This window comes from Ammoniphilus soli, from assembly GCF_040813775.1.
Window position 1 is genome coordinate 1 of sequence record NZ_JBEGDL010000116.1, and the last position, 1,754, is coordinate 1,754.

Genomic DNA, 1,754 nt, shown 5'->3' on the forward strand with positions numbered 1-1,754 from the left:
ACCAAATGCGTTGCCGTTCGATATCCGTAGCAAAATAGGTGATGATTTCTTGCTTCAGATTGACTAGGGACTTTTTAGCCTCTTCTTCATCCTTAAAACAGGTTTGATCTTTGATACATGGAATGAGGGAGTAATTGGAATAGGCCGAGAGGGACAGTTTAACTTCCTTCGGTTTTCTTCAGCTTGCAGCCGGTGTTGCGCATGAAATCCGAAATCCTTTAACCACCTTAAAAGGATTCCTCCAATTGCACCAAAACCATCATCAACTAGATCCGGTTTATATTGAAATCATGTTGTCGGAATTGGACCGAATTAATTCCATTGTTGGTGAGTTTTTAGTTCTTTCCAAACCTCAGGTAGTCCATTATGATCCGAAAAACATTGCAACCATCGTTCAAGAGACCGTAAAATTACTTGAATCTCAAGCTTTGATACATCGAATTGACATGTTGACGGACATTCCATCTCACTTGCCGTTAGTCCTATGTGATCAAAATCAGCTCAAACAAGTATTTATGAACATCATTAAAAATGCCATGGAATCCATGCCTAACGGCGGAGAGCTGCACATCCAAGTTAAGCTGATCGACCATATACAAATTTCTGTATCGATTATAGACCAGGGCTGTGGGATTCCTCAGGAACGGCTCGATCGACTGGGTGAACCCTTTTACACGACAAAGGAAAAAGGGACTGGATTAGGTTTAATGGTGACTCGTAAGATTTTTGAAAATCATCAAGGAAAAATGGTCATTCGGAGTGAAGTAGGTAAGGGGACTTGTGTTGAAGTTCTTTTTCCCGTTATCCTCTCACCGGAACAGTCGACGGTAGATGAAATTCTACACCAATGCTCCTCATAAATTTGTACATACAGAATAAAAATCAAAGGTGAATGAAAAAAGGGGATTACCTAAAGTGTCAACACTTAAGGCAATCCCCTTTATTGACTTGCAAATCATTCAAAAGCTCTTTCATGTGTGCTTGATATGTTTTTTTCTTTCCACCTTAGCTACCTTATAGGTGATTTTTCATCATCAAGAATGAGTACATCACCTATTTAGCTTCTCCGGAATAAATACTCTTTTGAAATTACATTTCGTTCCATCAATCTCAACCAGTACACCATCTCCTCGTAATCTCTTCGAAGCGGAGAAAGAAGGGTTACTGGCTTTCCTTAGCTTATAGGTAAAACAGAAATCCATGACGGCAACAAAGTCACAAAATTTCTACTGACGGAACCACAGAGAATGAAAATGGGCTTTCAGTGCCCAGCGCTAGTTTTGCAGTTGCATGTGGCTCGGGATTCAATAACGTACTACGCGGTTGCTTCGATAGTCTCTGTTTTTTTACTGGGGCAGTTATCTCAATTTTAATGGAACTAATAATAGGGAAGTAATCCAAAAATGAATGTAGCTATTATCGGTGTATCCTTTATCGTATAATATGTCGTGGGCAGGACATAACAGAAAGCCATTGTATGGATCAGTTTTTGTATCGGATCTATAGTCTAACAAGGGAAATGGTTGCGACTTATGCTCGACCTCTTGTTTTTATATCAACTACCAAGCTTTGCTCGAGACTTTAGTTCTTGAGTTTCTTGGGAAGTTATACCTCTTTAGTTTAATACACATCACGTTGGTAACGCCCTTGCTCTTTCATATCATCTAGATACGCTTCGGCTGCTTCACGGGTTGTGGCGCCTTCTTTTTCAATCACGTCAATAAGCGTGTTGTGGACGTCTTTCGCCATATATT

1 protein-coding gene and 2 pseudogenes are annotated in these 1,754 nt (G+C 40.0%); 2 read left to right on the plus strand and 1 reads right to left on the minus strand.

Features of this window, described 5'->3' with window-relative positions:
• Positions 1-191: 191 nt before the first annotated feature.
• Both ABLT31_RS38540 and ABLT31_RS38545 read left to right on the plus strand, forming a co-directional pair.
• Positions 192-341: pseudogene (locus ABLT31_RS38540) on the plus strand (histidine kinase dimerization/phospho-acceptor domain-containing protein); the annotation flags it as partial.
• Between the two features lie 48 nt (positions 342-389).
• On the plus strand, positions 390-860 hold the full coding sequence (locus ABLT31_RS38545; RefSeq protein WP_367761003.1) for an ATP-binding protein: 471 nt from the start codon (positions 390-392) through the stop codon (positions 858-860).
• Between the two features lie 760 nt (positions 861-1,620).
• Here ABLT31_RS38545 and ABLT31_RS38550 read toward each other — a convergent pair.
• A pseudogene (locus tag ABLT31_RS38550) lies at positions 1,621-1,754 on the minus strand (protein CysJ); the annotation flags it as partial.